This window comes from Pseudomonas maioricensis, from assembly GCF_022790535.1.
Taxonomy (GTDB): Bacteria; Pseudomonadota; Gammaproteobacteria; order Pseudomonadales; family Pseudomonadaceae; genus Aquipseudomonas; species Aquipseudomonas maioricensis.
In genome coordinates, this window is the sequence record NZ_LOHG01000001.1 from 595,582 (window position 1) to 602,518 (window position 6,937).

Sequence of the window (6,937 nt, forward strand, 5' to 3'; positions counted from 1 at the left end):
CACAGAAAAGCACTCCAAATCAGGCGATTACTTTCTGTTTGATGAGAGCTGAGCTTACTCGCGATTCAGGCGCTGCGGTTGGTCAGACACATCGCGTTCTCGTTCATCGCGGGCAAGCCCGGCTCCCACAAGATCATCGCGCCTTACGCAACTCGCGTCAGATTGATTTCCTCCAGCCCGACGATCAGGGCATCCATGTCTTCGTAAGGGTGCAGGTGGACCGAGGCCCAGGTAGCCCGCTCCACATACACCTGCCCTTGGGCGTTAACCTTCACCGGAGTGCGATGAATCGTATTGTCCCGTGAGCGATGGACGATGACCGGCAAACTGTTATCGCTCTCTTCGACGAAAAACATGCCAGGCCTGATCAGTCGTTCCTCGACCGGTAACGATTGTGCGGGTCTGACGGCAACGGTGGGTTTGAATGTTTCCATCTCTATCCGAAAATCGCTTTTGATGAAGCTCTGTTGGCTGTTCAAGTTATCGGTCAGCTTTTCTCCAGGATCTATCGAGATGCCTCGGGCCTGACCGGGCTTTACATCGATCACTCGCACGCCAATGCCGCCTTCCAGTTCGGCGAGGCCCGGCACGATTTTTTCGAAGGTGTTGGCATGGCTGTTACCGACCAGTGCAATCCACTTGTGGGCGCCCATGACGTCCTGATGTTTGCGCACTGTGCGCGAAGCGAAGTGGCTGAACATCTGTTGGCGGGTGGTCGGCGCCAGACTTTCAAGGTCTTTGAGGTAGTAACTGGCGGTACAGTCGAGGGCCCTGACTTCCAGACCCTGAGTTCTTGCTTTGTTGATCAGTTGCTCAAAAGTGTAAACGCCGTCGACGTCGGTGTGATGGCCTCGGTCGAGCTTTTTCAGGTCATGGAGCAGGGTTTTGCTCATGTAACCGGTGTCGACGAAACGATCCAGATCGGCCTGATGCACGTCGCTGAGCAGGTGCTCGATGTAGAGCGTTTTGACATCTTGTCTGGCCAGTAACGGCAAGTTATCGATGATCAGCTTTTTGCTGGCAATCGATGAGTGAGACTCTCCAATGACTACGCCATCGACGTGTTGATACAGGTCTTCGAGAAAGTCGCTATGGCTGATGCCTGGCGCGACCGCCGGCAGTGTTGGCCGAGGCGGCAGCTCTTTGACGATGATGGTGCGAGCATCCTTCTGTAATGCGTGACGCAGGTTGAAGAATTGGTCACTGACCAAAGCGTGTTGCTTATTGACGCTGAAATAACGCGAGTCCAGCCCGCGATTCTCGAAATGGATCAACTGATGCAGGGTGTCGCGTGTTTCGGCGGGCATTGAATAAGCGGGGTCATGCAAGGATACCTGGATGGCTGTAGGTGGACTCTCAGCCGGCCAGCGCTGCGCATCGACAGGTTGCCAGCCGCTGGCGTCATTCCATTCGAAACCAGGCTTGCCCGTGTACGGGTTCTCGCTTGCGACTCTTAATTTGCCGTGTACCTGCTGATAAAGAGCGTCATCCAGTCGGCTGGGGGGCGAGGCTGTCAGGGCTGTTGCAAGGCTCGATGTGCCTTGATCATTGATCAACGGGTTGGCCATTTCGATCCGGAAATCGGACTTGCCGAACGCAGTGCCGGTTTCTTCAATTGCCCTGCTGATAACGGTGGGTCGACCGAGGGGCACGTCATGTACGCGTACGCTGATCGCGCCTTGCAGCTCGGCGATGCCTGGGACCTGTTGATAAGTATTGGCCAGCTTCTGATCGAGTAAGGCCACCCAGCGCCGTGATGGATGAGACGTAACGTCGGCGCTGATGACCGTATGCGCGAAAAAGTTGCTCATCTTTTGTTCGGTTGCAAGGTCGCCCGCTGCTATGGCCACCGGGTTGTTGTGCAACGGGTAGCTGACCGAAGAACTGATCGGTCGAACCTCCAGGCCGTGGTGGTGCGCGGTCTTTATCAAGTGGTAGTAGTCGTATTCCTTGCTGCGGTTTTTCAGGGCGCCGCTATTAAGGTCTTCCAGCCAGAATTTCAGATCACTTGAGCCTGCTTTGCTTCTGGCCCCCAGTTTTCGGTATTTCTCCAGCTTGTACATATGCAGATCAGTAAACAGATGCTGGATGTACAAAACCTTTACGTCCTGTTCAGCCAGCGCAGCCATGTTTTCGATGAGCAGACGCTTGCTGGCGAGGGACCTTGGCGCCTCGCTGATGACCATAGCGTTGCTGTTTTCGAATATTTTCCTGATCAGCCCGGTTGCTCCGGCGTTCACGTCCAATAGCGGTAACACCGGGCGTGGTGCTGGAGTGGCTGTCGTGAAAAATGCCTGTGCATCACGATAGAGTTTTTCTCTTTGAGCAGAGAACTTCGAGCGCATCTCGGCGAACACTGCCGTGAAATACTCCTCAAGATCCAGCCCCAACATCTCCACCGAGTTGCCGGTATTACTGAGGCTGCTGAAATATGGGCGTGATTGCAGCGGCAGTTCATAGGGCACAACCGCACTGGTAATCGGATCAGCGGACGTCGCAGCTTCACTCACCAGCGGCCTGAAAGTGTCGTCCATCCCGCCACGTAGATTGAGTTGATGCACTAACTGCCATTTGCCCTGTGCGTCCAGCCGTACCGGGCGCTTCCCAAAAAAAGCGAACGGGTTCTGCGGGTCGATGATGTTCCAGTAGCGCGCACCTGCATCAAAGTGAACCTCGAAAACCTGAGTCCCGAGTTCGATGTAGTACTTGCCGTTCACCTGGCTGACGCCTTTACCGTGGCCTGATGACAGCGGGATCACGTCTTCCAGCGAGACATTCACCGGGATTACCGGCTTTATTCCGTCCGCATTTACGAGGGTGGGCTGACCGGCAGGATGGCTCAAGGGGCGCCATGTGCCGTCGAGGTCGCGTCGGGCGAACTGTTCGGTGGCCTCCGCTGCCTTGGTCTGATCACTGCCCATGCGGTACACCGACGCGTGGCCATTCGCGTTTGGCTTGCTGCGCCAGAAGGTTTCACCTTCCAGCTGCACGGGACGCAAATCCGTCGGGTTTGGTGCTCGCGCAACCTTGTTCGCTGCAGGAATGACTGACGAAGGTTTGCCGCTATGCCCGAGTTGGCGCAGCGCACCGAAGCCTTTCATGCCGGCAGACAAATCTCCTGCGGCACCCAGGCTGTTGAACAGCGAACTGAGAATGTAGGCGCTGGCGGTTTCCCGGTCGCCATTGGCGAAGGCTTGCAGGGCTTTCATGCTGTCGTGCAGGGAAAGCAGCGCGCCCACCGCAAAGCTGGCGGGCGGAAACGGTAACGTCACCACAGTGGCGACCAGTTCAAACGTGATCCAGGCCAGTCTGGCCAGCATGTCACTGCGGCCGGTGGTGGTGTCTTCGACATCGCGCAGTTGTCGTTCGAGGGGGCGATTGAAGCAGATGTCCTGAAAGTCGCTCACCGCATCACGAGGTACGACAGGCGGTTTGCTCTCACCGCCTTGTTCCATGTCGCGCAGAAAAAACGACAGTTTGCGGCGGGCATCAATCCGGCAGCGGTCTTTGTAGTAATCGATCATGCCTGCGCTGGAGAGTGAGGCTTTGAATTCGCTCAGCAGGCGGAACTCCAGGCCATCCGGTGCTTGCGGTGTATAGAGCATTGTTGCCTGAGTCGAATCAGTGGATGACAGCAGGTAACACCCCTGTACGGTTTCTACCTGAGTCAGCTCGACTTTGATGGGGGAAGCGGCGTTGTAGAGATCCTTAGCAACTTCGCCTACTGCGGAAATATCGGTGCCTATCAGCGGGTTTTCCAGACGCAGTTGCACAGTGTGCAGCGGGTATTGGCGTCGCGCCTGGCTGTCAGTCTGATGCAGATGATCCATGGATAACCTGAGCCACTGATATTGCGGTGAGCTGAGCTGACCTTTGAGATAACTGCGCAGCGCAGCCGATTTCATCTGCAGCACTGTGATTTGCAGGCTGCTGCGTCGGCGATGCTCGTAGCCGGGAGAATCCGGCGCGAGCAGGGTATCCCTCACCAGTTTGATGTAGTCGTCGCTCAGCCATTTGCCATGCACCGAACGGGCGACTTTTTGGGCGCTCAGTGGCGTCAGGTCAACATGGGACGGGCCGCTGAATGTGGCTTGGGTGTCGGCGCCACCGTTCAGGAATCCGAGGGTGTCGTCATAGCCGTTGCGCAGCATCTGGGTGTAGCTGAGCGTTTCACGTTGCGAGGTAATGATGATCTGATCGGGATCGACACTGCCTTCAGCCACTCCCAACAATTCACTGATTTTCTTGCTGGCGCGCTGATGAACATAATCCTCGAAATCCTGAGCCTTGGTCGGCGGTTTCGCGTGGAAGTTTTCTGTGGCACCGGCTATCGCATCTTCCAGGGCCAGCAGTTCCTGTCGCTCGGCGAGGCTGGCGCGCATGTACCAGTCCGGCGTTCGTTGCGCCTGATCGGCGGCGGCCACTCGCACGTGTTGACGCACGAACTGCCCAAGGGCCTGGTTGTAATGGCTGCGGGTGATGAGCTGAACATAATTGGCTGGCGGATGGGGTTTGAGGCGCAAAGCGGCAAATCGAGCTTCCAGGTTTTCACGACTGGAAACAGACACCTGTTGAAGCAGGTATTGGCTCATCTCCGGCGACGTTGTCCAACTGACCAGTTCATGGGTGAGTTGGGTCTGGTTGTCGAAGGCTTGAAAACGCTGTGCCCTCGGTGCGTCGGAGGCAAACATTACCAGTCGCTCAAGCCGCCCCTGGCTGTCGTTTTTGCGAAACACCAACAGCCCGCCAAGCGTTTCTGCGTCATCAAGCTTGATCTGCTGAACCTGTAGACCGGGCGTTGTCTGGCCTGTCGCATCGCCTTCGATCTGTTCAATGATCGCAAAGTCCTCCGCAGTTATATGCGCCTGCATCTTCGCTGCGTACGCCAGGGCGACAACCTGTTTACGCGTCAGGCTGCGCATCAGTTGCTGATGGTGTTCAGTGGCGTAGGTCGTACGCTGGTATTCGCGAAAGGCGGTGCTCAGGTTCAGGTCGTCCACCAGAGTCGCCACGTAAGCCGGGGTCATCAGTGGATGACTGGTCTGCATGTCCAGACCGTCCAGACCGTCCAGGCGAAAGGTGGTCAGGGTCTGGAACGCCGAACTTGCATCCCGATCCCCGGGATGCAATCCGTACAACGCGAACTGCAAAAGTGAGCGCCGGGTTGTATAAAGTTCGCCAGTGATTGCCAGACGACGCTGCGTCGTGACCATGACTTGCGCGGGCTCCAGCTCATACCCGAGGTCAGAAGCGATACGAGCGCGCAGTCGCATCCGGGCAAATTGTTCATGGGACGCCGCCCCACCCAAGGCGCTGAGCAGCGCGGTGCGGCACTGGTCGTAATGGGTCAGACCCTGCTGATATTGAGTGAGGTCGTTCTGGCTGGCGACTTTGACCCAATGGGGCAACGTCTTGCGCTGCTTGCGTTCCCAGTAGGCAATTTCACGTTGTGCCAGCATGGCGCCAGGACCAAACAGTCCTTGCATACCTACCGCTGCGTCCAGTCGCGCCGCCCTGTGCTCTGCCGCCTGTACATCGAGGCATGCGTGACGCACATCGTTGCGCTGCTTGTCGAGTTGGCGCTCGAAGGCTTGTGCGAAAGGGTTACCGGCAACATGTCGCAGTTGCAGGTCAACTGCGGTGAAGGGTTCCAGATAGAGATTTGGGTCCTGGGTGATTGTCTCCAGCAATTGCTGGTCGCGCTGCTGCGCATTGTTGAAAAGCGCATGACGCAATACATCGTTGTTGAGGTACTGAACAAGCGTTTCACCAAAGGCGGTCCGGCTCGCAAAACCCTCTGTACCCATGCCGGGCAGTACCAGCAAAGTCAGGCCGTTCATTGAAATGAACACCAGAGCGCCAGCAATCTCAACCGTCGTCCGGTTATTGAGTTGCACATGCAGGGTGAACACCTCCAGAGAGCGGCCAACCTGTTTGCTGACCCGGGGCAGAGGTAAGCAAGCAGCATATTGCGGGCCCAGATTGTGCTCGTGGTTTTTGATGATCACTTCGTTGCGCAGTGCCTGTTCCATGCCATCAATGAACAGGGCTTTACGGCTCTGGCCTTTGGCTCCGGGGGCTTGCCAGAAATCGCTGAGCTGTTGGAGCAGGGCGGTGACTGCGCTTTCTTTGGCCGTGTCGTCCTGCCCCCCAAGCGCTTCAAGCGTCGCGGCGCTGGCCTTGGGCAATGACTTGAGTTCCTCAGTGAACATGATGTCCAGGGCGCTGAGTCGATGCAGTGCGGCAACCGCCATTGGCAAGGTCTCTGCTGGCGTGGAAGGGAGCTGAGTGAGTTGTTGCATAAGGTTCAAAAATCCTGAATGACAGATTGATCAAAGTGCGGCCCAGAAGCTGTGCCGCTTAGAGTTCAATCAATCAGGAGTGGGGTGGGTGGGGGTGTTAGATAGTTAGTGGGGAGGGCAATCCTGGAGGTGCTGAGGAGAATATGCATTTGCAGAAACGTCCCACAGATCAAGCGCCGCAAGCCTGACTTCTTGTTACCGCGTGTTAGTGCAAAGTCCCGCCTTTTACTCAGGCCAAGGACTCGCCCATGTTCAACCCCGCCAATCGCGCCTCGTTCACGCTGGAAATTGCCGGGCTTGAGCATGACTTGCGAGTGCTCGCTTTTACTGCCAAAGAGTCCATCAGCCGTCCGTTCAGCGTGCGGATAGAGCTGGTTAGCGAGCGTGCCAATCTCAAACTGGAGGACTTGTTACACCGCCTGGCGTTTCTGAGGTTCGACGCTGATGGCAATGGTTTTCACGGACAGATCGGCGAAATTGCTCAGGGTGATTCCGGCAAGCGCTTCACCCACTATTTCATCCAGTTGGTGCCCAGCCTTAAACGACTGGAGTACCGCAGCAACCATCGGATCTTTCAGGGCAAGACGGTCCCGGAAATCATCGCGCTGGTCCTCAAGGATCACGCCATCTTCAGC

Annotated in this window: 2 protein-coding genes; one reads left to right on the top strand and one right to left on the bottom strand. The window is 56.6% G+C overall.

Annotated elements, in window-relative coordinates:
* Window positions 1-143: 143 nt before the first annotated feature.
* Entirely contained in the window at window positions 144-6,302 is a 6,159-nt protein-coding gene (locus AUC61_RS02635) for a membrane-targeted effector domain-containing toxin (protein WP_243244329.1), read from the bottom strand.
* A 248-nt stretch (window positions 6,303-6,550) separates the two neighbouring features.
* Here AUC61_RS02635 and AUC61_RS02640 point away from each other — a divergent pair.
* Window positions 6,551-6,937 (top strand): contractile injection system protein, VgrG/Pvc8 family (locus tag AUC61_RS02640; RefSeq protein WP_279290875.1); only part of this gene is annotated, 387 nt, incomplete at its 3' end.